At 66.9% G+C, this 24,332-nt stretch carries 21 protein-coding genes; 7 read left to right on the forward strand and 14 right to left on the reverse strand.

The annotated features are described in order from the left end of the window. The 4 genes from NX068_RS07365 to nosZ form a co-directional block, all read right to left on the reverse strand. On the reverse strand, positions 1 to 638 hold a 638-nt coding region (locus NX068_RS07365), incomplete at its 3' end, for a right-handed parallel beta-helix repeat-containing protein (protein WP_263460963.1). 162 nt (positions 639 to 800) lie between these two features. Further along, positions 801 to 1,226, reverse strand: a complete 426-nt coding sequence (locus NX068_RS07370) for a transcription regulator (RefSeq protein WP_263460648.1) — start codon at positions 1,224 to 1,226, stop codon at positions 801 to 803. 31 nt (positions 1,227 to 1,257) lie between these two features. Next, positions 1,258 to 3,444, reverse strand: a complete 2,187-nt coding sequence (locus NX068_RS07375) for a 4Fe-4S binding protein (protein WP_263460649.1) — start codon at positions 3,442 to 3,444, stop codon at positions 1,258 to 1,260. A 154-nt stretch (positions 3,445 to 3,598) separates the two neighbouring features. Then, positions 3,599 to 5,551, reverse strand: a complete 1,953-nt coding sequence (gene nosZ, locus NX068_RS07380) for a TAT-dependent nitrous-oxide reductase (RefSeq protein WP_263460650.1) — start codon at positions 5,549 to 5,551, stop codon at positions 3,599 to 3,601. Positions 5,552 to 5,763: 212 nt separating this feature from the next. Between nosZ and NX068_RS07385 the strand changes: the two genes are divergently transcribed. Next, a complete protein-coding gene (locus tag NX068_RS07385; protein ID WP_263460651.1) occupies positions 5,764 to 7,098 on the forward strand; it encodes a sensor histidine kinase in 1,335 nt (444 codons plus the stop codon). Between the two features lie 38 nt (positions 7,099 to 7,136). Here NX068_RS07385 and NX068_RS07390 read toward each other — a convergent pair whose 3' ends face one another. Next, positions 7,137 to 7,973: a TlpA family protein disulfide reductase gene (locus NX068_RS07390; protein WP_263460652.1), complete on the reverse strand. Its 837-nt coding sequence runs from the start codon at positions 7,971 to 7,973 to the stop codon at positions 7,137 to 7,139. 140 nt (positions 7,974 to 8,113) lie between these two features. On the opposite strand from NX068_RS07390, the gene NX068_RS21195 reads away from it, so the two are divergent. Then, positions 8,114 to 8,938: a prolipoprotein diacylglyceryl transferase family protein gene (locus NX068_RS21195; RefSeq protein WP_263460653.1), complete on the forward strand. Its 825-nt coding sequence runs from the start codon at positions 8,114 to 8,116 to the stop codon at positions 8,936 to 8,938. A gap of 9 nt (positions 8,939 to 8,947) precedes the next feature. On the opposite strand, the gene ehuA is transcribed toward NX068_RS21195, so the two are convergent. The 8 genes from ehuA to ectA form a co-directional block, all read right to left on the reverse strand. After that, entirely contained in the window at positions 8,948 to 9,748 is an 801-nt protein-coding gene (gene ehuA, locus NX068_RS07400) for an ectoine/hydroxyectoine ABC transporter ATP-binding protein EhuA (protein ID WP_442806707.1), read from the reverse strand. Next, positions 9,745 to 10,419 carry an ectoine/hydroxyectoine ABC transporter permease subunit EhuD gene (gene ehuD, locus NX068_RS07405; protein ID WP_263460654.1) on the reverse strand — a complete coding sequence of 225 codons (675 nt, stop codon included), beginning with the start codon at positions 10,417 to 10,419 and terminating at the stop codon, positions 9,745 to 9,747. Before ehuD ends, ehuA begins: the two co-directional genes overlap by 4 nt. Continuing rightward, positions 10,416 to 11,198 (reverse strand): ectoine/hydroxyectoine ABC transporter permease subunit EhuC, encoded by a 783-nt coding sequence (gene ehuC, locus NX068_RS07410; RefSeq protein ID WP_263460655.1) that lies wholly within the window; start codon positions 11,196 to 11,198, stop codon positions 10,416 to 10,418. The genes ehuD and ehuC overlap by 4 nt, the downstream gene beginning before the upstream one ends. Beyond that, positions 11,185 to 12,045, reverse strand: a complete 861-nt coding sequence (ehuB, locus tag NX068_RS07415) for an ectoine/hydroxyectoine ABC transporter substrate-binding protein EhuB (RefSeq protein ID WP_263460656.1) — start codon at positions 12,043 to 12,045, stop codon at positions 11,185 to 11,187. The genes ehuC and ehuB overlap by 14 nt, the downstream gene beginning before the upstream one ends. Next, the gene (gene thpD / locus NX068_RS07420; RefSeq protein ID WP_263460657.1) at positions 12,042 to 12,983 is read right to left on the reverse strand and encodes an ectoine hydroxylase; all 942 of its coding nucleotides are present in this window, start codon (positions 12,981 to 12,983) and stop codon (positions 12,042 to 12,044) included. The genes ehuB and thpD overlap by 4 nt, the downstream gene beginning before the upstream one ends. A 13-nt stretch (positions 12,984 to 12,996) precedes the next feature. Beyond that, the gene (locus NX068_RS07425) at positions 12,997 to 13,386 is read right to left on the reverse strand and encodes an ectoine synthase (protein ID WP_263460658.1); all 390 of its coding nucleotides are present in this window, start codon (positions 13,384 to 13,386) and stop codon (positions 12,997 to 12,999) included. Between the two features lie 49 nt (positions 13,387 to 13,435). Then, a complete protein-coding gene (gene ectB / locus NX068_RS07430) occupies positions 13,436 to 14,704 on the reverse strand; it encodes a diaminobutyrate--2-oxoglutarate transaminase (RefSeq protein ID WP_263460659.1) in 1,269 nt (422 codons plus the stop codon). Between the two features lie 75 nt (positions 14,705 to 14,779). Continuing rightward, the gene (ectA, locus tag NX068_RS07435) at positions 14,780 to 15,307 is read right to left on the reverse strand and encodes a diaminobutyrate acetyltransferase (RefSeq protein WP_263460660.1); all 528 of its coding nucleotides are present in this window, start codon (positions 15,305 to 15,307) and stop codon (positions 14,780 to 14,782) included. Between the two features lie 346 nt (positions 15,308 to 15,653). Between ectA and NX068_RS07440 the strand changes: the two genes are divergently transcribed. Continuing rightward, positions 15,654 to 16,196 (forward strand): response regulator transcription factor, encoded by a 543-nt coding sequence (locus tag NX068_RS07440; protein ID WP_263460661.1) that lies wholly within the window; start codon positions 15,654 to 15,656, stop codon positions 16,194 to 16,196. 11 nt (positions 16,197 to 16,207) lie between these two features. Next, entirely contained in the window at positions 16,208 to 17,101 is an 894-nt protein-coding gene (locus NX068_RS07445; protein ID WP_263460662.1) for a DMT family transporter, read from the forward strand. Positions 17,102 to 17,164: 63 nt separating this feature from the next. Here NX068_RS07445 and NX068_RS07450 read toward each other — a convergent pair whose 3' ends face one another. Further along, entirely contained in the window at positions 17,165 to 18,811 is a 1,647-nt protein-coding gene (locus NX068_RS07450; RefSeq protein ID WP_263460663.1) for a methyl-accepting chemotaxis protein, read from the reverse strand. Positions 18,812 to 19,643: 832 nt separating this feature from the next. Between NX068_RS07450 and NX068_RS07455 the strand changes: the two genes are divergently transcribed. The 3 genes from NX068_RS07455 to NX068_RS07465 all read left to right on the forward strand — a co-directional run bounded on the left by NX068_RS07455 (position 19,644) and on the right by NX068_RS07465 (position 24,298). After that, complete coding sequence (locus NX068_RS07455; RefSeq protein ID WP_263460664.1) at positions 19,644 to 21,851, forward strand: PQQ-dependent dehydrogenase, methanol/ethanol family; 2,208 nt, start codon at positions 19,644 to 19,646, stop codon at positions 21,849 to 21,851. 71 nt (positions 21,852 to 21,922) lie between these two features. After that, positions 21,923 to 22,792 carry a transporter gene (locus NX068_RS07460; RefSeq protein WP_263460665.1) on the forward strand — a complete coding sequence of 290 codons (870 nt, stop codon included), beginning with the start codon at positions 21,923 to 21,925 and terminating at the stop codon, positions 22,790 to 22,792. Positions 22,793 to 22,843: 51 nt separating this feature from the next. Continuing rightward, complete coding sequence (locus NX068_RS07465; protein WP_263460666.1) at positions 22,844 to 24,298, forward strand: aldehyde dehydrogenase family protein; 1,455 nt, start codon at positions 22,844 to 22,846, stop codon at positions 24,296 to 24,298. Positions 24,299 to 24,332: the final 34 nt, after the last annotated feature.

Below are 24,332 nucleotides of genomic sequence, written 5' to 3' on the forward strand. Positions count from 1 at the left end.
TAGTGCGTGCCGTAGCGGCTGTGGTGCAGGCGGTTGTCGCGGAACAGCGCGTCGTGCGAGACATCGACGTAGAGCGCGTCGCGCACGAAGCTGATGTTGTTGCCGATGATGCGCGCACGCCGCGTGTTGTAGAGCTGGATGCCGTTGCCACGCTGCGAGGAGCGCAGCTCGCGCTTGCCGGTGATCAGGTTGCCTTCGATCAGCACGTCGTTCGACTGCTCGATCCACAGCCCGAACAGCGTGTAGGAAAAGTCGCAGTTGCGCACCACGGTGTGGTGCGAACCCGGCCAGACGTAGATGCCGGCGTTCTGCTCGCGCAGGCTGGCGCCGGAGTCGGCGATGATCAGGCCTTCGATCGTCACGTTCTCGGCCTTGATGCGGATGGTGTCGCCGCGCAGGCCGCCCGATATCGTCGGCCGGTCGATGCCGCGCAAGGTCAGCGGCCGGGTGATCAGCAGGTTCTCGACGTAGCGGGCGCGCTCGACTTCGATGGTGTCGTCCGGGGCGGCGCGGTCGATCGCGGCCTGGATGGATTCGCCCGCCTTGACCCGCCACACCGCGGCCGCGGCCGGGGCGGCGAGCGCCGCGAGCAGGCTGGCGGCGGCGATGGCGTGGAGGAAGCGGCGGGCAAGGTGCATTGCGTGGATGGCATTGGACGACGGTGCCAAGTATAAGCGCACGCTTGCGCAGCCTTCCTTGATCTGGGTGAAGCGCTGCAGGCAGTGATCATGCCATTGGCAAGTTGCGGGATCGGCCTCGTGCCGGATCGCAGGCGGGCGCCAGCCGCCGTGGCCTCGGTGTCAGACCTGCACCAGCCCCAGGCTCTTCAGCGCCAGGAACAGCGCGGCACCGATCAGCAGGTTCTTGAAGCCGACGTAGCAGACCATGTCCATCAGGCTTGCCTGGCGGTAGCGCCGGCCCCACCACGGGCCGTCCTTGACGTAGGGTTTGGAGCCCATGCGCACGGCGACTTCGAACACGCTCCAGCCGAACCACCAGCCGATGATGGCGCCGGGCGTCATGTCGCCCATCGCCGCCAGCACCCAGGCCACGCTGGCGGCCAGCGCGAGCGCCAGGCCGGCGGCCTGGACGACGCGCTGGCGCTGGAAGCCGTTGCGGCTCCAGGGCCACAGGTGGTCGCGGATTTCGGCCAGCAGGCGGGCGGCGGCGCCTTCGCCGGCGTAGGGCGGTTCGACCGGCTCGGTCAGGATGCGTGGATCGGCCATGGTCGGATCCTCCTCGAATACGGTGTCGGGATCAGGCGCGGGGCGTGGGGGACGCGACCGGCTTGATCGGGATGTAGTAGCCGTCCTTGCCGATCGGCGTCAGCGGCAGGCCGGCCTTGGTGCGGCGCTTGCGTTCCTGCGCCAATGGCGGGCAGGCGTGTTCGTCGGTGTAGAGCACCATGCAGTCCAGGCACAGCATGCATTCGCGGTGGTCGATGCGGCCGTGCTCGTCGATCGCGTGCGAGCCGCAGCCTTTCGCGCAGGCCTTGCAACTGTCGCATTCCTGCTTGCGGCGCAGGCCGTACCAGCGGAAGGTCGAAGGCATCGCCAGCGCGGCGCCGAGCGGGCACAGGTACTTGCAGAACGGCCGTTCGGTGAAGATCGACAGACCCAGCAGGCCGGCGGCGAACAGCGTGTAGGGCCAGCTGCGGTTGAACATGCCGACCAGGAAGGTGGTCTTGAACGGCTCGACTTCGGCGAGCTTCTCCGCCAGCCCCATCGAGAACATCGACACCGCCAGCAGGCCGAAGAAGATGAAGTACTTCAGCCACTTCAGCTTGTGGTGCCATTTCGCCGGCATCTCGAACTGGAAGCGCTTCAGGCCAACCGCGCTGCCGATCTTGTGCAGCAGTTCGGACAGCGAGCCGAAGGGGCACAGCCAGCCGCAGAACAGCCCACGGCCCCACACGAACACCGTGACGATGATGAAGATCCAGAACAGGAAGATGAAGGGATCGGTCAGGAACAGCTCCCACTGCCACTGGAACAGCAGCGAGTGGAACCAGGTCAGCACCTGCGTGATCGAGGGCTGGGCGAGCAGGCCGAAACCGACGAAGCCGATGCTGACGACCCAGGCGGTGTACTTGAACACGTTGACCGGCCACTTGTTCTTGCGCGTCGAGCGCCGCGTCAGTGCGTCGCGGTTGGCGTAGGCCACCGCCACCATCAGCAGCAGTGCGGAGAACAGGCCGATCTCGACCGCCCGCGTCTTCCAGATGCGCACCCAGGGCGCGTCGGGTTTCTTGACCACCGGGCGGCCGCCTTCGAGATAGGCTGCCGGCAGCCAGTACTCCCGGTCGAAGTTGACGAAGGTGCGGGCGCCGGTGGCGCGGTCGACGCGGTTGCCGAGGAAGATGAACTTCCATGGGAAGGCGCCGGAGAAGGCCGGCGAACGGACGATGAAGATGCCGGATTCGTTGAAGGCCGGCGCGCCGGGGGCGGCGAGGCCGTACAGGTTCAGGTAGTCGAGGTCGCGGAAAGTGAAGGCGTCCTGGCCCTGGCGGACCTGGATGCGGTCGTAGATGCCGCCGCGCACGAAGCCCGAGCCCTTGAAGGATTCGTTGCCGCGGGTGCGGATCACGAACAGCGCATGCTCGCCTTCGGCCAGCCGGCCCATCAGCGAGCGCCAGCCGGCCTCGCCCATGATCGCGCGGCCGACTTCGGGGTGGTTCAGATAACCGTACCACAGCTCGATGAAAGGCTCGCTGCTGCGCTCGAGGCCGACCTGTTCGGGCATCACCGCCAGCCGCTGCACCACGCCTTCCTTGACCATGGTGTCCCAGTCGAGCGCACGGCCGCGGTCGACGAAGTTTGCCTGCGGACGCACGGTCGCTTCGAGGATGCCGACCTGGCGGCCGACTGCCGCGCCCGACATCATCATCACCTGGTTCTGCGCGATGACCGTCACCGTGGCGCCGGAGATGGCGTCCAGGCCGATGATGTCCTCGTCGGGGCGGGAGCGGCCGATCTCGATGTTGTCGCCGACGAACTTGCCCAGGTACTGGTCGTTGAACCTGACCAGCGCGGACTCGGGAATGCCGAGCAGCAGGATGGGCTCGGAATGCTTGAGGATCTTGATGCCGGCGAAGTGGCCGTCGGGGGTCAGGCCGATCAGCGTGATCACCGGCTTGCCGGAATAGGCCGGGGTGTCGGTGACGTCGGTCGACAGCACGACGTAGCCGACCAGCTTGCGCTTGCCGTTCTCGTCGGCGTAGCCCTCGACGTAGAAGGGCTGGCCCTTGCGCTCGGAAAAGCTCGTCGCGCCGGGCAGCACTTCGCTACAGGGCACGTAGTCGCACAGTGCCGGCGCGGTATTGAGCTCGGGCGGCAGCGCGGCTTCGTACGCGGTCTGGGCCAGCGCGGGGGCCGTGGTGCTGGCGATGGCGGCAGTGAGGAGCAGGGCGGACAGGGAGTCGCGCAGTGCGGACAGCAGCTTCATGGCGCTCTCCATTAGTGAACTGCGATGAAGTCTAGGAAAGCAGAACGGCGCTGTATTTGTCGCGGATCAATTCCTGGCCGGGCTGCGCCGGGGCCCGAAAAAGCCACAGGGGGCCTCGGCCCCCTGTGTTCCGTGTGTTGCCGGAGTGCGGTCGTCAGGCTTCGACGATCATGCGGCTGCGCATTTCGAGGTGCAGCGCATGGCAGAAGTGCGTGCAGTAGCACCAGAACACGCCCGGCTGGTCGGCCTTGAAGGTGACCGACTTGGTTTCCTGCGGGTTGACGATGAAGTTGATGTTGTAGTTCGGAATCGCGAAGCCGTGGGTCAAGTCCTCGATCTTGTCCAGGTTGGTCAGGATCACGGTGACCTCGTCACCGACCTTGACCTTGAACTCGCGCGGCTCGAAGGCCGGCGCCAGCGAGGTGATCTTGACCGTGACCTTGTTGCCGTCGCGGAACACGCCGGCTTCCTTCGGGTCCTTGACCGCGTTCGGGAACTCGTTGAGGTCATAGACCTGCTTCGGCTGCAGCAACTCGCGCTTGAAGATGATGAAGTCGTGCGGTTCGGGGCGGACCGGGTGGTCGGCCACCAGCACCATCTTGTCGCCCGAGATGTCGACCAGCTGCTCGGTTTCGGCGTGCAGCGGGCCGACCGGCAGGAAGCGGTCCTTCGAGAACTTGCAACCCACGCACAGCCACTTGCCGTCGGCGAACATGGTCTCGGACTGCGAGGCGTTGATGTGGCCGGGCTGGTAATGCACGTCCAGGCGATCGACGACGTACTGCGCGCTGGTGTCTCCGGCGTGGAACTTGATTGCCGCGTCGACGTTCCATTTCACGATCTGGCTGTCGAGGAACAGCGTGGTGTAGGCGTTGCCGCGGCCGTCGAAGGCGGTGTGCAGCGGGCCGAGGCCGAGTTCGACTTCGGCGACGATGGCCTTGTCGACGTCGTCGAGCTTGCCGTCGAACCAGTCCAGCACCTTGGTGAGTTCGATGACCGTGCCGGTCGGCGACAGCTTGCCGGCGCAGATGAAGTACTTGCCGTCCGGGCTGGCATTGACGCCGTGCGGGTTCTTCGGCACCGACACGTAGGCCACCAGCGCGGTGGTCGGGTCGGTGTTGGCATCCTTGGTGCCGTCGACCACCGGCACCTTGGAGCTGCCGATGGTGGTGAACTTGCCGTCCTTGACCGCCTGCTCGATGCGGGCGATGTTGAAGAACAGGCAGGAGTCGCGTTCGGCCGACATCATGCCTTCGTAGTGGTAGCCGCCTTCGGTGTTGTACTGGTTGGTGGCTGCCAGCTTGCCGTCATAGGAGGTGGCGGCGAGGTCGCAGTTGCCGTCGATCAGCACCTGCCAGCGCACTTCCATGGATTCGGCGTCGACGCACGAGAACAGCGTGCGGTATTTCTCCGGGCTGTCGAGGTCGCGGCCGTCGTTGGGCAGCGGAATGTGGAATTCGGCACCGCAGAACACGCGGGTGGTGTAGTTGATCGCGGGATCGACCGGGTCGCGCTTGTCCGGGAAGATGCCGTGGAAGCCCTGCACGTTGGGCAGCTGGGTGATCTTGTCGCAGATCAGGTAGTCGAGGCGGATGCGGGCCAGGCGGCTGTTGATCTTGTCGTTGATCCAGGCGTAGCGGCCGTCGTAGTTGCCGTCCTTGTAGGAGGCATGGGTGTGGTGGGTGTCGGCGACGGTGTAGCGCAGGCTGCCGTTGGCCTTGGTGCCCATGACTTCCTTCGATTCGTTGGTGATGCCCCAGCCCACCAGCGCGTCGGGGTTGAAGCAGGGCACGCGGTGCAGTTCGCGGCCGGACGGCAGGCCCAGCACGCGGAAGTCGCCGGTGTGGCCGCCGCTCCAGAAGCCGTAGTAGGTGTCGAGCTCGCCCGGCTGCAGGTGGACCGAGCTGTGCGCGGCAGCCGGGGCCGCAGCAGGAGCGGCGGGCGTGGCTGCGGGTGCCGCGGCCGGGGCGGATTCGTTGTTGCATGCCGAAAGCCCGACCGACAGGCCGGCACCGGCCAGTCCGGCGAAGGCGGCGGTGTTGAGGAACTTGCGGCGGCTCGGGTCGGGCATCGTGCCGGCCTGGTCCATCTTCACTACTTCGTTCATGATCGTGTCGCTCCCGTTCTGGCTTGATCGGTGTTCGTCCGGACATCCGCATCCCGCCTGTTTGCGGAGTGGATGCCTCTGACAAGATGCCCTGCGGCGTTTTGTCGCAGGGCCACTCTAGATCGGGCCGGAGCCGCGATCCTTGATCTGCGTTAAGGATGCTCGTTCCGCCCGGACCGTATCTGTATCTCCCCGTACTGGATTTCATTTGAATGAAGCAACTGCATCGCCAGCCCGACACCCCGCTGCCTGCCGCCACCGAGCCGCAGCCCGCTGGCGCTGCGGCTGCCGAGCCCGAGATCGCCGCGCTGCGCACCGGCGGCAGCCGCCTGCTGCACCTGCGCTGGCTGTCGGTCGCCGCCATGGTGGCGATGGCGGCGCTGGTGTTTCCGCTGCTGGCGCCGGATCACTCCGTGCAGCCGCTGCTGGGCGTGGCGCTGATCCTCGCGGTGGCGAACCTGCTGCTGCTCGCCGGTCCGGCGCGCTGGCTCGATGGGCGGCGCGGTGCCTTCGCGCAACTGCTGTTCGATCTGCTCGGCTGGGGTGCTTTCCTGTATTTCGGTGGCGGTGTCACCAACCCCGCCGCTGCGCTGCTGCTGCCGGTGGTGGCGGTGGGGGCGTCGATCCTGCCTGCGCGCCAGGCCTGGGCGCTGGCCGCGGTGGCGGTCGGCATCTATGCGGCCCTGTGGGAGTTCCATCACCCGGTGCAACTGGCCGATGCCGCCACCGCGATGCAGTGGCATCTGGCCGGCATGTGGCTCAGCTTCTCGCTGGCCGCGGCGATCGTGGTGTGGTTCATCGTCCGGCTCAATGCCGAACTGACGAAAGGCGAAGCCGCACTGGCCGAGGCGCGCGCGGCACGGGCGCGCGACGCCTACGTCGTCGGCCTGGGCAATCTGGCCGCGGGGGCCGCGCACCGGCTGGGGACGCCGCTCGGCACGCTGCGCATCCTGACCGGGGAGCTCCTGCGGCGGAAGGAGCTGGATGCCGAGGTGCGCGAAGACCTCGGCGTGATGCGCGAGCAGCTGGAGCATTGCCGCGAAATCCTCAACAGCCTGACGCGCGAGGCCGGCCGCCAGCGTGCCGAAGGCGGCGGCGCGGAATGCGCCGGGTCCTGGCTGCATGAGACGGCGGTGCGCTGGCAGCGCCTGCGTCCGGAAGCCGGCCTGCGGCTGGACATCGCGCCCGAACTGTCCGCGCTCAGCCTCGTCGCCGACGCGAGCCTGGTCGAAGCGCTGCAGAACCTCATCGACAACGCGGCCAACGCCAACGCGGCGGCAGGCCGGGCCGGCGCCGCGGTGGAAGTGCGTGCCGTGCCGGACGGCGGCATGCTACGCATCGAGGTGCTGGACCGCGGCCCCGGCATCGACGACGCACGGCTCGAGGCAGCGCGCCATGCCCCGCTCGGCAGCCACGCCGAAGGCATGGGCGTCGGCCTGATGCTGGCGCATGCGGCGGTCGAGCATCACGGCGGCCGGCTGGCGTTCCTTGCCCGCCCCGGCGGCGGCACCATCGCACGTGTTGCCGTGCCGCTGCGTCCGTCCTGATCGCTAACATCGCGGGATTCCGTGTTTGCCGGCGAGCGTCACCGGGCAGCTGCAGGCGCCTGATGGACGCCGATTCTGCCCAGCAAGCGCTCCAGCGTGTCGTGCGAAAGCTCGCCGACGTAGCGTGCGGCCAGGTGCCCCCGGGCATCGAAAAACAACGTGGTGGGCAATCCCGTCTGCCCGCCCAGACTGGCACTTGCCCGGCCTTTGGGGTCGAGCAGCACGTGGCGCAGCTCGAGCTGCTGGCTGTCGAGGAAGCGCTGTACGTCTCCGGCGGGTTCACCCTGGTTCAGGAAGACGAAATGAACCTGTGGATACTCGACCTGCGCCCGTTGCAGCAAGGGCATTTCGTGCCGGCATGGCGGACACCAGCTCGCCCAGAGATTGACCACGGTCGGCCGGTCCGAGAAGGAGCGCAGTTCGACCTGCGTGCCGTCGAGGGCCTGGGCGGTGGCGGTGGAGAGCCGGGTGTCGTTGCCGGTGTTCAGCAGCAGGGCCGCAGAGCCGAGCATCCAGGCGGCGGTGCCGCTAACCATGCCGGCCATCAGCGGCTTGTGCAAGGATGGCTGCTTGCGCGCCAGCGCCAGGGCGTAGAGCCAGCCGACGATCACGCCGATCTGGCCATTCCAGCCGCCGTCGCGGATGTCCAGGATGTCCAGTGGCGCCTGCAGATAGGTATCGCGATACTCGAACACGAAAGCCAGCCGCGCGGCAAGCAGCGTGGCCAGCAGCACCCGCCAGGCCACTGCCCAGAACCCGGCGGCCTGGCGCCGGTCCAGAAGCATGCCGACCGCCAAACCCAGGGCCGCGGCTCCGGCGGCGAGCAGCAGGGGCCATGGCAATGCCAGGAAGCCGATATGCTGTACCGGATTCATGCTTCACACTTCGATGCCATGCAACACATCCAGATCATCTCCTTGTCCAGCGTACGTGAAAACGCCCTGGCATGCAGTGAACGGGCACAAAGCTCGGATATGCATGCCTTTCTCTACGGCTTGAATGAAGCAGTTGCGACGTGATCGGTATCGGCCCGTTTCCGGTCCGGGTCGTCATCGTCTTCGGCGCCGTGCTGCTGGCCTGGGCAGTGGCGCGCCTGATCGCCAGGCGCTTGCCGGACGGGTCGTACAAGAACGCAGCTGGCGGGCTGCTGCTCGACGGCGTGTTCTGGGGTGTGCTGGCCGCCCGCCTGGGCTACATCGCGCAGTGGTGGGAGGAATACGCCGCGGCGCCGGCTTCCATGATCGCCATCGGCGACGGCGGCTTCACCTGGTGGATCGGCGTTGTCGCGGCCCTGCTGTTCGTCTGGTGGCGAAGCCGCACGATGTCCGTGTTGCGTATCCCCGTCGTCGCGGGCATCACGGCGGGCGTGCTGGGCTGGTTCGCCGGCGGCGGGATGTTGACGCTGCTGCACCAATCCGGGCCGCCGCTGGCCGACGTGCAGGTGAGCACGCTCGATGCCCGGCCGCTCGGCTTGAGTGCTTATGCAGGGCGGCCGGTCGTGCTCAACCTGTGGGCGAGTTGGTGCCCGCCTTGCCGCCGCGAGATGCCGGTGTTCGCGCAGGCGCAGCAGGATTTCCCGCAGGTCGCCTTCGTCATGCTCAACCAGGGGGAAAGCGCGCAGCAGGCGCTCGCTTTCCTGCAAGGCGAGCAGTTGAGGCTCAAGGACGTGCTGCTCGACCCCTCGTCCCAGGCCATGCAGGTCTTCGGTTCGCGCGGCCTGCCCACCACCTTGTTCTTCGATGAACAGGGAAGGTTGGTGGATACCCACATGGGCGAACTGACGACCGCCAGCCTCAGGAGCACGCTGATGCGCCGTTTCGGGCAAGTCCCGAACCCCTGATAGCCGCGCTTAGATCGCTTCCATGACGGCGCGCAGGAACTGCCGCGTGCGCTCGTGCTGCGGGTTGCCGAACAGTTCCTCGGGGCTGCCCTGTTCGGCGATGCGCCCGGCGTCGAAGAAGCAGACGCGGTCGGCGAATTCGCGCGCGAAGCCCATCTGGTGGGTCACCATCAGCATCGTGAGCTGATGCGCCGAGCCCAGCTCGCGGATCACGTTCAGCACTTCGCCGCACAGCTCGGGGTCGAGCGCCGAAGTGACTTCGTCGAACAGCATCACGCGCGGGCGCATCGCCAGCGCCCGGGCGATCGCCACGCGCTGCTGCTGGCCGCCGGACAGCTGGGCGGGATGATGGTCGAGCTTGTCGGCCAGTCCGACCATGGTCAGCAATTCGGCGGCGCGCGCGTGGGCCTCCTCCTTACCGAGGCCGAGCACGCTGATCGGCGCTTCCATGCAGTTCTGCACCGCGCTCATGTGCGGGAACAGGTTGAAGTGCTGGAACACCATGCCGATGTGGCCGCGCATCTTGCGCAGGTGGCGGGCGTCGGCCGGCACCAGGCTGTCGCCCTGCGGCATGTGGGTGAGCGGCTCGCCGTCGATGTGGATCACGCCGTCGTCGATGCGCTCGAGCGCCATCAGCACCCGCAGCACCGTGGTCTTGCCCGAGCCGGAGGGGCCGATGATGGCGACTTTCTCGCCGCTGGCGACGTCGAGATCGAGCTGGTCGAGCACCGTGAGCGCGCCGTAGCGCTTGGAGACGCGCTCGAAGCGCACCATCGGTGTTTCGGATGAGGAGGCCGGGGATTCGTTCATGATCGGGAAGCGGCGCGCACGCCGAGGCGGCGTTCGAGGAGCCGGATCAGTCCGCTCGAAAGCAGGCTGAAGACGAGGAAGTAGAGGCCGACCAGCGTGATCGGCTCGGTGTACTGGAAACTCTCGGAGCCGAGGATCTTCGCCGTCTGCATCAGCTCCAGCACGCCGATCGCCGACAGCAGCGGCGTTTCCTTGAACAGTGCGACCAGATAGTTGCCGAGCGCGGGCACGATCGGCGGGATCGCCTGCGGCAAGATGATGCGGCGGAAGGTGGCCTGCGGCGACAGGTTCAGCGCGGCCGCCGCTTCCCACTGGCCGCGCGGCACGTTGTCGATGCCGGCGCGATAGACCTCGGCGCAGTAGGCGCCGTAGTGCAGGCCGATCGCGATCAGGCCGGCCAGCATGGCGTCGAGCGCGAGGCCGAACTCCGGCAGGCCGTAGTACAGGAAGAAGATCTGGATCAGCAGCGGCGTCGAGCGGATGAACTCCACCACCGCGGCGGCCGCATGGCGCACCAGCGGATTGGCCGCCATGCGGCAGACGGCGAGGACGAGGCCGATCACCAGCGCGAGGGCGAAGCCGAGCAGCGTGGCCTGCAGCGTGATCAGCGCGGCCTCGCCGAGAATCGGCAGGATCTCGTGGACGTAGTGCCAGTCCCAGTGTGCGTTCAACCCGTCTCCTTGCCGCGCAGCAGCCGGCGGCCGGCGCGGTGCTCCAGCGCGCGCATGGCCAGTGTCACCAGCAGCGACAGCGCGAGGTAGATCAGCAGCACGATGCCGAAGATTTCCACCGTGCGCAGCGTCGTCTGGTTCAGTTGCTGGGCCTTGAAGGCGAGGTCGGACAGCGTGATCAGAGAGACCAGCGAGGTCGCCTTCAGCAGCTCGATGAAGAGGTTGCCCCAGGGCGGGATCATGGTCACGAAAGCCTGCGGCAGGATGACCCGCCGCAGCGTGCGGAAGCGGCCGAGGCTCAGCGCGCTGGCGGCTTCCCACTGGCTGCGCGGCACGGCCTCGATCGCGCCGCGCATCACTTCGCTGCCGTAGGCGCCGATGTTGAGGCCGAGCGCGGCAATGCCCGCCGTCATCGGCGACAGGCTGATGCCGAACATCGGCAGCACGAAGAACAGCCAGAACAGCTGCACCAGGGCGGAGGTGCCGCGGAACAGCTCGACGTAGGCGACTGCGAGCCAGCGCAGCGGCAGCGGAGCGTACAGCCGCGCCGCGGTGGCGAGCAGCGCCATCGCCACCGCGACCAGGCTGCCGCCGGCGGCCACCTGCACGGTGACCGCCGCGCCGCGCAGCAGCTCGGGCAGGAAATCGCGAAAGCCGGCGAAGCTGGAGACGACCAGGCCGCCGGCAAAACCGAGGATGGCGGCCGCGGCCAGCGCGCCGGCGGCGGGACTGGATCCGGTCGGGCTAGTCCCGGCCGAACCCGTCCTATTCGCCGGCACAATGCTGATCGGCCGTCATCTCGGGGAGGTTGGAGGCGTCGAAGCCGAACGCCTTCACCATCGCCAGGTGTTCTTCGCTGCCGACGAAGCTGGCGAGCTCCCGATTGACGGCGTCGCGCAGTTCGGTGTCCTGCAGGCGGAAGGCGAACGAGCCTTCGCCGCGATAGCGCTTGCCTTCGTGGGTGAAGGTGAAGGGCTCGGCACGCTCGATCGCCTCGTCCTTGCCCGCCAGCTCGCCTGCGGCCATCGCATTGAAGGCGGCGGCCGAGACGCGGCCGGCCTTGACCGCGGCGACGGCGGCGGCGAAGTCGGGCACGATCATCTGCTGCTGCCGTGTCATGCCGGCCAGCTGGCCGTGCTCGATCTCCGCCGTGCCGGCGACGAAGGCCAGCTTCTTGCCGCTGCTCGCGGCGTCGGCGTAGGTGTGGATGCCGTCCGGGTTGCCTTTCCTGACTACCAGGGCGTCGCCGACGCCGTAGGTGGGGTTGGCGAACAGCACCTGCTCGCAGCGCTTGGGCGTGATGTACATCGACGCGACGATGGCATCGAAGCGCCCGGCCTTCAGGCCGGGGATCAGCGCGCCCCATTCGGTCAGCACGCCTTCGACCTTGCCGACACCGAGCTGCTTCATGATGTGGCGGAACACGGTGGGCGATTCGCCGGTGAGTTCGCCCGAGGTGGTGGCGTAGGCGTAGGGCGCCTCGTTGGCGAAGCCGACGCGGATGCTGCCTTCGCGCTGGATGCGTTCCAGCGTGGTCTCGGCCGTGGCGGGGCCGATGCCGGCCAGCGCCGTGGCGATCAGCGCGGCGAGCAGGCCGCCGCGGGGGAGGAGCCGCTGCCCGTTCATGGTGAAACCTCCGTCTGGATGGGCGTGAAGTCCTGCCGTTCGGCGATGAAGGAAGGCCGCGGCGGCAGGCCGCAGAAGGGCGCGGCCGGCGTGTTGTGCACGCTGTTGTAGACGAAGAAGACGTTGCTGCGCGGCAGCGGCGTGATGTTGGAGTTCGAGCCGTGCATCGTGTTGCAGTCGAAGAAGGTCACCGAGCCGGCCGGGCCGGTGGGGGCGACGATGCCGAAGTCCTCGACCAGTTGCCTCAGGCTGGCATCGTCGGGCACGCCGACTTCCTGGCGCTTGAGCGAGGCGAGGTAGTGTTCCTCGGGCGTGGCGCCGACGCAGGAGATGTAGCGCTGGTGCGAGCCGGGGATGATCATCAGCGGGCCGTTGTGCGGCGTGTTGGGCGTCAGGCTCACCGAGCAGCTCACCATCCGCATCGCCGGAACGCCGTCCTCCATGTGCCAGGTCTCGAAATCGGAGTGCCAGTAGAACTCCTTGCCGCGGAAGCCGCCCTTGTAGTTGATGCGCGACTGGTGCAGATAGACCTCGCTGCCCAGCAACTGGCGCGCGATCGCCACCAGCCTGGGGTGGGCGCACAGCCGGTGCAGCACGGCACTGCGCTTATGGACTTCGAACAGCGAGCGCAGCTCGCCGCTGTCGGGTTCGATGACGGCTTCCGCCGCCTGCCTGACGGCTTCGTCGCGGCGCAGCGCGTTCAGTTCGGCGAGGTAGGTCTCGAGTTCGTGTGCGCCGATCAACTGCTCGAAAGTCAGATAGCCGTTGTCGCGGTAGAAGCGCAGCTCGGCTTCGCTCAGCGGGCCGTCGCCGGCGCCGCCATGGACCGCCGGATCCCGGCGCTCGCTGATGCGCGGCTCGGGCCAGAAGCGGGACGGATAACGGTCGTCGTCCCGCGGCCGCGCCTGTGCGGCCTGCGGTGACAGGGTCGTCGTCATGGCGTGCTCCTCCTCAGTCGGCCAGCGCGTAGGCGCCGCTTTCGTCATGCACCTCGCGTCCGGTCAGCGGCGGGTTGAAGACGCACACCATGCGCATCGGCACGCCCTTGTTGGCGCGCAGGATGTGGCGGTCGTGGTCGTTGAGGGCATACAGCGTGCCCGGCCGGATGGAATGGGTGAGGCCGGTGGCGAGATCGGTAATCTCGCCCTCGCCTTCGATGCAATAGACCGTCTCGAGATGGTTGCGGTACTCCATTTCGAGTTCGGCGCCGGCCTTGATGATGGTGTCGTTGACCGAATAGCCCATGCCGTCCTGCTTGTAGATGAGGCGGCGGCTGGTCCAGCCGTCGGCATCCACGTCGGCGGCGGTGCCGAGGATGTCGTCGAGATGTTTCACGATCATGGTTCGGGTCCTCGATGTCGGTTTTGTCTTGGGAAGTGCTGACGCGTGGTCAGGCGACCTGGCCGACGTCTTCGGCCAGCACCGAGGCCAGCGCGTCGTCGATGATGTCCAGGCCCTTGCTCAGCGTGGCTTCGTCCATGGTCAGGCTGGGCAGCAGCTTCAGCACCTGGTCGTTGATGCCGGCGGTCTCGATGATCAGGCCGCGCTCGAAGCAGGCCTGCGAGACGCGGCCGGCGAGTGCGGGGTTGCCGAACTCGACGCCCTGGATCAGGCCGCGACCCCGCACCGTGCCGTCGACACCGTGCGACTTCAGCATGCGCTGCAGGCGTTTCCGTACCAGCGCGCTTTTCTGTTCCACTGCCCGGCTCAGGCGCTCGTCCTGCCAGAAGTGCTCCAGCGCCGCGGTGGCGGTGACGAAGGCTGGGCAGTGGCCGCGGAAGGTGCCGTTGTGCTCGCCCGGCTCCCACTGGTCCAGCTCGGGCCGGATCAGCACCAGCGCCAGCGGCAGGCCGTAGCCGGACAGCGACTTCGACAGCGTGACGATGTCGGGCTCGATGCCGGCCTCCTCGAAGCTGAAGAAGCGCCCGCTGCGGCCGCAGCCGACCTGGATGTCGTCGACGATCAGGACGATGCCGTTGTCGCGGGTGATCTTGCGCAGGCGGCGCAGCCACTCGGCGCCGGCGACGTTGACGCCGCCTTCGGCCTGGATCGTCTCGACGATCACCGCGGCAGGCACTTCCATGCCGCTGCCGTTGTCGAGCAGCATCGCCTCGAAGTAGTCGAGGGTATCGATGTCCTTGCCGAGATAGCCGTCGAAGGGGACGGAGGCGGCGTGGGACAGCGGCACGCCGGCCCCGGCGCGCTTGAAGCCGTTGCCGGTCACCGCCAGCGAGCCCAGTGTCATGCCGTGGAAGGCGTTGGTGAAGCTCACCACCTGCTCGCGGCCGGTGACCTTGCGCGCCAGCTTCAGCGCCGCCTCGACCGCATTCGTGCCGGTGGGGCCGGGGAACTGGAGCTTGTACCTCAGGCCGCGCGGCTCGAGGATCAGCGCGTTGAAGCGTTCGATGAAGCTCGCCTTCGCCGTGCTGTACATGTCCAGCGTATGGGTGATGCCGTCCGCCATCAGGTAGTCGAGCAGCGCGCGCTTGATCGGCTCCGGGTTGTGGCCGTAGTTGAGCACGCCGGCGCCGCAGAAGAAATCGAGATAGCGCCGGCCGCGCTGGTCGCTCATCCAGGCGCCCTTGGCCGTGGTGAATACTGCGGGGAAATTGCGGCAATAGCCGCGGACCTCGGATTCGTGTCGTTCGAAGACGTTCATCGGACTCCTCCTTGTGGTGGTTCGAGTGGTGGCGCCGGCAAAGCGCCCGGCGGGCGCTGTCCCCGGCGCAGAGGCTCAGGGCGCCGAGCCGTCGAGCGGACCGATGCGGTACAGGGGTTCCGCAGGGTGCGGACGGGGAAACAGCTCCGGTGTGAACAGCGGCGAGACTTCGCAGTCCGCGCCGCAGTCGCGGGCGAAGCAACGGAACAGCGCCTGCGACGCCGTGTTGCCGTCGGCGACGGTGGCGGTGATCCACTTGCAGCCGCGATTGGCCGGCAGCGCGGCCCATTCCTGCAGCAGCTTCAGCCCCAGGCCCTGGCCGCGGAGTTCCGGCAGTACGCCGATCTGCCAGACGAAGGCCGTGTCGGGCCGGCGCGGCGGGTGGTAGCCGACGACGGCGCCGACGATGCGGCCGTCGCGTTCGGCGACCAGGCAGGTGTCACCGAAATCGGCCGCGAACAGCAGATAGAAATACGCCGAGTTGAGCTCCAGCGCGCCGGTCGCATCGACCAGTTGCCACAGGGCAGCGCCGTCGCCGGGGCGTGCGGAGCGGAAATGAAGGGAAGGGGAGATGCTCGGGGTACTTCGGTCCGTGTCGTTCATGCCATGGGTTGTTTGTCGGTGGTGCGGCGTTTGCCAGCGGATGGCGAGCGGCACACCAAGCCGTCAGGGAACAGGATCACCTGCCGGCCGGCCCCGCAGGGCCTACAAAGGAACTCAAGCGACGCTCAGGCCGTTGAATGAAGCCGATCGAGCCGGCGCAGAGGCAGGCAATCAGGAACCGGCGAAAGGAATTCGATGCAAGCAAGGCATCAATATTTGTGTAAATTATATTTCAACAAATACAATTAAGGCAAGCATCCATGCCGCGCTCGTACGGATGGCGGGCCGGATTCCTTTCGTGTCCGGGAGGTGGCACCATTGCACGCTTGACCTTTCTGCCTGCCGCATGAGCTCAGAACACGCCCCCGTCCTGCTCGTCGTCGATGACGATCCCGCCTTCAACCGCGTGCTGTCGCGTGCGCTGGCGCAGCGCGGTTTCGACACCTACGGCGCCACCGACAGCGAAGGTGCGCTCGAGCTGGCGCAGGACCATGCGCCCGAGTTCATCGTGCTCGACCTCAACATCGGCGGCGAATCCGGCCTCAAGCTCATCCGCCCGCTGCTCGAAGCCAGCCCGGGTGCGCGCATCCTGGTGCTGACCGGCTATGCCAGCATCGCCACCGCGGTCGACGCGGTGAAGCTCGGTGCCGTCCAGTACCTGGCCAAGCCGGCCGACATCGACGCCATCGTCAAGGCGCTGCATGCCGAAGACGTCGTCGTCGACGAGCATGCGCCCGATGCGCCGATGTCGGTCGACCGGCTGGAGTGGGAGCACATCCAGCGCGTACTGGCCGAACACGACGGCAACATCTCGGCCACCGCGCGGGCGCTGCAGATGCACCGCCGCACCCTGCAACGCAAGCTCGCCCGTCCGCCGAGCGGCGACTGAGGCCGTCCTCCATGTCCGATACCCGTCATCCGCTCAAGGCGGACCTGCTGCTCGTGCTGGCGACCCTGGTGGCCGCCGCTGGCTGGATCTTCTCCAAGGAATCGCTCGCGGGCCTGCCGCCGCTGCTGTTCATCGGCACCCGCTTCCTGCTGGCCGGCGTGGTGCTGGCGGCTTTTAGCTGGACGCAGCTGCGGGCGATGAGCGGAGCCAACTGGCGTGGCGCGCTGCTGATCGGCGTGCTGTTCGCGCTGGCGATGGGCTTCTGGATCGGCGGTCTCCATCACGCCAGCCACCTTGGTGAAGGCGCCTTCATCTCCAGCCTGGGCGTGGTGCTGGTGCCGCTCGTCGGCCGCCTGTTCTTCGGCGAGCGTCCGCCCCGCGTTGCCTGGGTGTCGATGCCGCTGGCGCTGGCCGGCTTCACCTGTCTGTCGCTGGAGCACGGCTTTCGCTTCGAGCCCGGGCAATGGTTCTTCCTGGCTGCCGCGGTGGTGTTCGCGGTGCTGATCAATCTCAACGGCCGGGTGGTGCGCAGCGTGCCGCCGCTGGCGCTGAGCACGGTGCAGGTGATGACGGTCGGCGTGCTGATGCTGCCGCTGTCGGCGCTGTTCGAAACCTGGCCCGAAGCGGTGTCGATGCCGGTGCTGGGCTGGCTGCTCGCCAGCGCGCTGCTGGCGACCACCCTGCGCTTCTTCGTCCAGCTCTACGGCCAGAGCCTGACCACGCCCAGCCACGCGGCGCTGATCCTGATGCTGGAGCCGATGTGGACCGCGATGGTCGCCGCATGGTGGTTCGGCGAACGCATGAGCGAACTGCAGCTCTTCGGTTGCGGGCTGATCTTCTCGGCGCTGGTGCTGAGCCGCTGGCGGCTGGTGATCGATGTGCTGAAGGCGGTCACGGGGCGGTGAACGCCCGGCGACTGCCGCGCCGCATGCGGGCGCGGCAGTGCCCGCGCATTTCGCGGCTGGGGCTCACAGCCTGAAGCGGCCCACCAGGTCGTCCAGCTGCGTCGACAGCGCCTGCAGGTTGCTGCTGGCCTCGTTCAACTGAGCGGCGATCTGCGTGGTGCCGGCGGTGAGCTGGCTGATGCCCTCGACGTTGTGGTTGATCTCGCCGACCGCGTTGGACTGTTCTTCCGTGGCGATGGCGACCTGGAGGTTCTGGTCGCTGATCTGGTTGATGTGGCCGTTGATCTGCTCCAGCGCGCTGGAAGCCTTGCCGGCGTATTCCACCACCAGCGTGCTCTGCTGGCGGCCCTTGATCATGGTTGCCACCGCGGCGCGGGATTCGGCCTGCAGGCGATCGATCACCTGCTGGATCTCCTCGGTCGAGCTGCCGGAACGGCTGGCCAGCGTGCGCACCTCGTCGGCCACCACGGCGAAACCGCGGCCCTGCTCGCCGGCGCGGGCGGCTTCGATCGCGGCGTTGAGGGCCAGCAGGTTGGTCTGGTTGGAAATGCTGCGAATGGTGTCGAGCGTGGTGCTGATGGCATCGGTCTGCTCGGCCAGCGCCTCGATCACCCTGGCCGCCTGCGCCAGCTCGCCGTTCAGCGCATCGATCTGGCGGTGCGCCTGGGTGACGACCTCGCTGCCGCTGCCGGCATGCTCGGTCGCTTCACGGGCCAGGGTGGCGGCGTTCTCGGCATTGCGGGCGATTTCGTTGACGGTGATGCCCAACTCGTTGATGGCGGTGGCCACCTCCGCCGTGCGTTCGCTTTGCGAGGTGCAGTTGTTCTGGGTCAGGCGGGCGCGTTCGGCCACCTCGCGGGCCATGCCCGAGAGCTGGCGCGAATTGTCGGCCAGCTGCCGCATCGCGCCATGCACCTTGTCGATGAAACGGTTGAAGCTGCCCGCGATCTCGCTCAGTTCGTCCTTGCCGGGCAGCTCGATGCGGGTGTCCAGTGCCAGGTTCTCGGCAGCCAGGCTCAGCTTGTTCTGCAGGATCGCCACGCGGCGGCGCAGGTGGCTGGCGATCATCCAGGACACGACGAAGGACACCAGCAGGCCGAGGCCGATGATGGCGACCTGGCGGGTGAAACCGGCGTCGTAGCTCTCGGCGCTGTGCTGGTTCTGCTGCTCGGCCTGCTGCAACAGCGCATCGAGCAGCTCGTTGGCGCCCTGGCGCATGGTGCCGTAGCTCCTGGCGTACTGGTCGCGGTAGATCTGCTGGGCCCTGCGCATGTCGCCGGCGTCGAGGGCATTCAGCATGGGTTCGAGTTCGTTCGTCACCATCGTCTCGAACTGATCGAACAGGCGCTGCGCCTGCGCCTTGCGTTCCGGGTTGACCTGGGCGTCCACCGCATTGCGCATGGCATCGCGCATGCCGGGAATGTCTTCGCTGCGGGCTTCCTGCACCCGCGTCCTCACGCCGCGCTCGTCGCGCAGCGGGGTGTCCTGCAGCAGCATCATGTCGATGCCCACGCGCATGCGCGGAATCCGCGACGCCGCTTCTGCCATCGCGCGCATCGGCGCGGCGGTGTTGAGATAGAGGATTTCGGTGTTCCTGTGCATGCTGGCCATGCTGCCGAGGCTGGTCAGCGCAACCAGCAGCAGGGCGATGCAGGGGATGGCGACCGCGACGATCAGCCGGGTCTTGAGGGTGAAGGCGTCGAGACGCATGGGGTGCTCCATATCGGGGGGGGGCGCAGCACGTGGCGATGATCAGACCGGGCCGCTGTTGTCAGTGTTGCCGACACTGCTTATCGACAGGAAGCGCCCGATGCTTGAGGAATAAAGTGGTGCCGGAGCCAACTGCCCGGATCACACTGGGCGTCGTTTCGACGAGCGCCGCCCGCAACCTTCCTGCTCCCTGGGACGCGCCAGCACCTGTGCCGCTTGCGCCGGCGAGCACCTGGCGCTTCTTCGTCCGGTTGTATGGCTGGATGAAGGCCGGGAGCTAGTCGATATCCGGCGCTGCCGAATCGAATCCAGCACGTTTCGCCATTCGGACAGTTGCCCGAGTGCGCGAATCCATTGCCGGGTGGGAATGGATACACCGATCCAACTGTTGTCCGAAACTGTATCTGCAGGCCGTCATGTTGCACCGCAGTTCTGTCCTAAGATTCTTTTCAGGCGAGGGGCGAATCTATTTTTTCTTTGATTCCGGAGCGGCTCAGGGTATTTGCATTGCTGGCCTTTCCGGGCGAAGCCCCGTTTGCCGGGCGTCATTTCTTCAGGCGGGTCATTTTTCTCGAAAGCTGGGTACTGCCGGCGCGTGGCGGCAGTGTGCCATTGCGTCTTCATTTCCTCGGCGGGCTCATGCCGGGCGGGGTGGGAATGATCCGGAAAGTTGACGGATACGGATGTATTTGAAGGAGATTGCGCGTCGGATGTTCTTTGGCAGGTGTTTGGCCGGGTAGGAGACAGAAAAGCGGATGGATGGCAATGAGCAGAAGGCCATACCGTCCGCGATTTCAGATTATTCAGAAAAATGAAGAATCAGGAGGATGTGGTGATATTCAGAACGTCATCGAATCAGCTTTCCTGGCGGAAGGCATGCCTGAGCATTGCAGGCTGTGTCGCCATTGCCGCCTTTCCACTCCAATCCTTTTCCGCAGGGAAGAACACCGTAGCGGCCGTCGACCAGAAACGGCTCGTCGAGGCGGCAGCCGATCCTGCCAACTGGATCACCCGGGGTGGCACCTCGGACGAACAGCATTACAGCCCTCTGAAGCAGATCGACACCGCCAACGTGTCCCGGCTCGGCCTGGCCTGGTACGGCGAATTCGACACCAACCGCGGCCAGCAGGCCACGCCGCTGGTGATCGACGGCGTGCTTTATACGAGCACGGCGTGGTCCAAGGTATATGCCTACGATGCGGCGACCGGCGAGCAGTTGTGGTTCTTCGATCCCGAAGTGCCGGGCAGGAAGGCGCCGGACGGCTGCTGCGACGTGGTCAACCGCGGCGTGGCGGCGTGGCAGGGCAAGATCTATGTGGGCACCTACGACGGGCGCCTGATCGCGATCGACGCCAGGACCGGCAAGCCGGTGTGGGAAACGCAGACCACCGACGTGACGCGCAGCTACACCATCACCGGCGCGCCGCGGGTGGCCAACGGCAAGGTGTTCATCGGCAACGGCGGCGCCGAGTTCGGCGTGCGCGGCTACGTGTCGGCGTATGACGCCGAGAACGGCGAGCTGGCCTGGCGCTTCTACATCACGCCCAACCCGGAAGGAAAGCCCGACGGCGCGGCCTCGGACAGGATCCACCGGGAGATCGGTTTCAAGACCTGGGGCGACGGCTGGTGGAAGCAGACCGGCGGCGGCGGTACCGCGTGGGATTCCATCGTTTACGACAAGGACTACGACCAGGTGCTGATCGGCACCGGCAACGGTACGCCGTGGAGCCACGTGGCGCGTTCGGGCGGCGAGGGCGACAACCTGTTCATCTCGTCCATCGTCGCGGTCGATGCCAATACCGGCGAGTACAAGTGGCACTACCAGTCCACGCCGGCCGAGGAATGGGACTTCACCGCGACGCAGCCCATCGTGCTGACCGAGCTGGACGTCGATGGCAAGAAGACCAGGGTGGCGATGCAGGCGCCGAAGAACGGTTTCTTCTACGTGCTCGATCGCAGCAACGGCAAGCTCATTTCGGCGAAGAACTTCATGCCGGTGAACTGGGCTGCGGGCATCGATCTCGAAACGGGGCGCCCGATCGAATACCCGGCGGCGCGCTATTCGAAGCACGGCAACGATTTCCTTGCGATTCCGGGCGCGTTCGGCGCGCACAACTGGCCGCCGATGGCGTACAGCCCGGACACCGGCCTGGTGTATATCCCGGCGCAGCAGGGTTCGTTCGGCTACAAGCACGATCCGGACTTCAAGTACAACCCGCTCAACGGTGCCTGGAACCTGGCCAACATTTCCGGGCATCCGACGCTGGCTCCGCGCGACGAGGCCGACCGCCTGAGCATCACCCAGAGTTTCCGCGGCGACCTGATCGCCTGGGACCCGCAGGCGCAGAAGGAAGTCTGGCGCGTGCCCTATCCATCCATCGGCGCGGGCGGCACGCTCGCCACGGCGGGCAATCTGGTGTTCCAGGGCACGCCCGACGGCATCTTCCATGCCTATGCCGCCGATACCGGCAAGGAAGTGTGGAGCTACGACGGGCGCATCGGCATCATCGCCGGCGCGATGAGCTACGAGATCGACGGCACGCAGTACATCGCCGTGCTGTCGGGACTGGGCGGTTCGGCCGGCCTGCAGATTCCGCACATGAAGAACCCCCGCGCCGGCATCGGACGGGTGCTGGTGTTCAAGCTCGACGGCAGCGGCGCCCTGCCGCCCTACGAGCGCGTGCGCCGGCCGGCACAGGTGCCGGCGGAGACCTTCCCGGCCGAAATGGTCGCCAGGGGCGCGGCCTTCTACGGCAACTGCGTGGCCTGCCACGGCTACGGCACCTACACCAATGACGAGGTCGTGCCCGACCTGCGCCGTTCGCCGCTGCTGCTGGACAAGGCGTCGTTCGCCGCGGTGGTGTATGACGGCATCCGCGAAAGCCGCGGCATGGTGAGCTTCGCCGACCGCATGAGCCGGGATGACGTGGAGGCGCTGCGCGCCTGGCTGGTCGACCGTGCCATCCAGCTCAAGGCCGACGAGGAAGCCGAGCAGGCCGCGCGGATGTCCGGCAATCCGGCTGCCAAAGCCAATCCCTGAAGCATGACCGACCCTGAGGGCACCGCCGCCGCATCTCGCGGGGGTGGTGGCCTCGTCACGAGGTGAAAAAAATGAACGAAGAACGTCAACAACGTCCGTCGATCGGGCGGCTGCTGGGGCTGGCTTGCGTTGCCGGCGCTGCCGGAATGCTGGCGGCGGCGGACAGCGAGGCGGCCACGGGCCGCAGCTTCATTGCGCCGCATGAATATGCGCTGCCTTCCAACGTCCCCGATGGATTCGACGTGTTTCTCGTCTATGGCTACCTGGAACGGGGTGATCAGGCCTTCGACGCCAAGGGCGACAAGCGCCGTTCCGACCGCACGGAGACGATGGTCTCGCTGCTGAAGTATTCGCGCGGCTGGACCCTCGAAAGCAACCCGAACTTCGGCTACGCCTGGGAGCTGATCGTGCCGGTGATCGGCGCGCGCAACCGCACGGCGAGGACGTCGTCGAGCGGGGTGGGCGACCCCATCGTCGCGCCCTACATCTGGTACAAGCTGTCGGACGAGGTCACGGTCGGCACCGACTTCCTGTTCCAGCTCCCGGTCGGCGACGGCGATGTCGGCGGCGGCGACAGCTGGAAGTTCACCAACTCCGTTTTCATCGATGTGCAGCTGGGCAAGTTCAACTACACCGGCGACGTGATCTGGAACTTCCCGGGGACGTCGAACAAGGAGGACGCCAAGGCCGGGAAGTCGTGGTCGACCGAGCACCTGTTCGGCTATCGTGTCTCGCCGCTCGTCGAACCTTACGTCGGCGTCGCCTACGAGTACCAGAAGACGTCGGCGATCAACCCCGCCAACAGCGAGACCGACGTCCTGGGCGGGGTGATGTTCCATTTCGACAAGGCGAGCGCCTCGGTTCACTTGCTGCACACGGTGGATGGCAAGAATCGACCGGCCGGAAATTCGCTCAATTTCCGCCTGGTCTGGTCACTCTGAGGGCAAACCGTCAGAGGTGGAAACAAGGAAATATTCGAAGGAGACGAAAGCATGAAAAACGATCTGAACCCCGGTGCGGCCGCGCAGGCCGAAGGCGTTCGGCGCTACGCGATGCTGCTCGACGGCGAACTGGTCGACGGTGCGTCGTCGATCCCGGTGGTCGATCCTGCGACCGAGGAAATCATCGCCCATGCCCCGGCAGCCGACGCAAGCCAGCTCGAACAGGCGGTCGCGTCGGCCAAGGCGGCGTTCGATGGCTGGAAGAACGTGGCGCATGCCGAACGCGTTGCACTGATCCACCGCATCGCCGATGCGATCGAGGCGCGCCGCGAGGAGATCGCCAGGATCATCACGCTGGAGGTCGGCAAGCCGATCACGGCCGCCCGCGCCGACGTGGATCTCTCGCTGATGTGGGCGCGCCAGGTCGCCGGCGTCGAATTGAAGCCGGACGTGCTGCAGGACGACGAGCAGGCCTACGTCGAGGTCCAGTACAAGCCGATCGGCGTCGTCGCGGCGATCATTCCGTGGAATTTCCCGTTCTTCCAGACCGTGTACAAGCTGGTGCCGGCCTTGCTGACCGGCAACACCGTCGTCGTCAAGCCGGCGCCGACCAGCCCGTTGAACGCGATCCTGCTGGGCGAGATCCTGCACGGCATTCTGCCGCCGGGCGTGGTCAATATCGTCGGCGACGACGGCAGCCTCGGCCCGCGCCTTTCCAGCCATCCCGACGTCGGCAAGGTTTCGTTCACCGGGTCGACCGCGGCGGGGCGGCAGGTGATGGCCAGCGGCGCGCCGACGCTGAAGCGCATCGTGCTCGAGCTGGGCGGCAACGATGCCGCGATCGTGCTCGACGATGCCGACGTCGAGTCGGCGGCCAAGGGCATCTTCACCTGGGCTTTCATGAACTCGGGGCAGGTCTGCATCAACATCAAGCGCATCTACGTGCCGGATGCGCTGTACGACCGCTTCTGCGACGCGTTCGCGAAACTGGCCAGGTCCGCGGTCGTCGGCCACGGGCTCGACGAGAAGACCGAGTACGGGCCGATCCAGAACCGGCGCCAGTATGAAGCGGTGCTGCGTTCGCTCGACGTCGCCAGGCGCGACGGGACGGTGATCGCGGGCGGCGAGCCGGCGGAGGGCAAGGGCTGGTTCGTGCCGCCGACGGTGGTGCGCGACATCGACGAAGCCAGTCCGCTGGTCCGCGAAGAGACCTTCGGCCCGATCCGCTCGATCCTGAGGTATTCGTCGATCGACGACGCGCTCCGCCGCGCCAACGACACGCAGTACGGGCTGGGCGGCTCGGTGTGGGGCAAGGACATCGAACGTGCAACCCGGATCGCCGCGCGGCTGGAAAGCGGCACGACGTGGGTGAACACCCATTTCGCGCTGGCGCCGGACATCCCGTTCGGCGGGCGCAAGCAGTCGGGCCTGGGGGTCGAGTTCGGCCTCGACGGCATCCACGAGTTCACCGATCGCCACGTCATCCACGTCGCGAGGGGGGCATGACCGTCGGCGGGCGGCGCGGATGCGGTCCGCGCCG

The sequence above is a fragment of the Thauera carbonicopians genome (assembly GCF_025699485.1).
Lineage (GTDB): Bacteria > Pseudomonadota > Gammaproteobacteria > Burkholderiales > Rhodocyclaceae > Thauera.

Coding starts and splice junctions, on each gene's coding strand:
- NX068_RS07370 (WP_263460648.1), bottom strand. CDS start 1,226: ATGGCCGATCCACGCATCCTGACCGAGCCGGTCGAACCGCCCTACGCC.
- NX068_RS07375 (WP_263460649.1), bottom strand. CDS start 3,444: ATGAAGCTGCTGTCCGCACTGCGCGACTCCCTGTCCGCCCTGCTCCTC.
- nosZ (WP_263460650.1), bottom strand. CDS start 5,551: ATGAACGAAGTAGTGAAGATGGACCAGGCCGGCACGATGCCCGACCCG.
- NX068_RS07385 (WP_263460651.1), top strand. CDS start 5,764: ATGAAGCAACTGCATCGCCAGCCCGACACCCCGCTGCCTGCCGCCACC.
- NX068_RS07390 (WP_263460652.1), bottom strand. CDS start 7,973: ATGAATCCGGTACAGCATATCGGCTTCCTGGCATTGCCATGGCCCCTG.
- ehuA (WP_442806707.1), bottom strand. CDS start 9,748: ATGAACGAATCCCCGGCCTCCTCATCCGAAACACCGATGGTGCGCTTC.
- ehuB (WP_263460656.1), bottom strand. CDS start 12,045: ATGAACGGGCAGCGGCTCCTCCCCCGCGGCGGCCTGCTCGCCGCGCTG.
- thpD (WP_263460657.1), bottom strand. CDS start 12,983: ATGACGACGACCCTGTCACCGCAGGCCGCACAGGCGCGGCCGCGGGAC.
- NX068_RS07425 (WP_263460658.1), bottom strand. CDS start 13,386: ATGATCGTGAAACATCTCGACGACATCCTCGGCACCGCCGCCGACGTG.
- ectB (WP_263460659.1), bottom strand. CDS start 14,704: ATGAACGTCTTCGAACGACACGAATCCGAGGTCCGCGGCTATTGCCGC.
- ectA (WP_263460660.1), bottom strand. CDS start 15,307: ATGAACGACACGGACCGAAGTACCCCGAGCATCTCCCCTTCCCTTCAT.
- NX068_RS07440 (WP_263460661.1), top strand. CDS start 15,654: ATGAGCTCAGAACACGCCCCCGTCCTGCTCGTCGTCGATGACGATCCC.
- NX068_RS07445 (WP_263460662.1), top strand. CDS start 16,208: ATGTCCGATACCCGTCATCCGCTCAAGGCGGACCTGCTGCTCGTGCTG.
- NX068_RS07450 (WP_263460663.1), bottom strand. CDS start 18,811: ATGCGTCTCGACGCCTTCACCCTCAAGACCCGGCTGATCGTCGCGGTC.
- NX068_RS07460 (WP_263460665.1), top strand. CDS start 21,923: ATGAACGAAGAACGTCAACAACGTCCGTCGATCGGGCGGCTGCTGGGG.
- NX068_RS07465 (WP_263460666.1), top strand. CDS start 22,844: ATGAAAAACGATCTGAACCCCGGTGCGGCCGCGCAGGCCGAAGGCGTT.